The 226-nt window shown below is 43.8% G+C and carries 1 protein-coding gene; it reads left to right on the top strand.

The window, feature by feature from the left end; translation table 11 throughout:
- Positions 1-31: 31 nt before the first annotated feature.
- Positions 32-226 (top strand): helix-turn-helix domain-containing protein (locus PL8927_RS27810; protein ID WP_156093367.1); only part of this gene is annotated, 195 nt, incomplete at its 3' end.

Genomic DNA, 226 nt, shown 5'->3' with positions numbered 1-226 from the left:
TAATATATTCAGACCAGGAGGTGCAAATCGAGTGCTACATAAAGCTGTACAAGTCCGTCTGTATCCAACTGCATTGCAAGAAACACTACTAGCTCAGACATTTGGATGTTCGCGCTGGTGGTGGAATTATGCCTTAAATAAATCCATTCAGGTTTATCAAGATACGGGGTTATGGCTGGGAAAGGTAGCACTCAACGCCCTACTTCCTAAGCTCAAAAAAGCCGAG

Source organism: Planktothrix serta PCC 8927, assembly GCF_900010725.2.
In the GTDB taxonomy this organism is placed as follows: Bacteria; Cyanobacteriota; Cyanobacteriia; order Cyanobacteriales; family Microcoleaceae; genus Planktothrix; species Planktothrix serta.
Note: the sequence above shows the minus strand (reverse complement) of the source record. Positions and strands in the feature narration are given on the sequence as shown.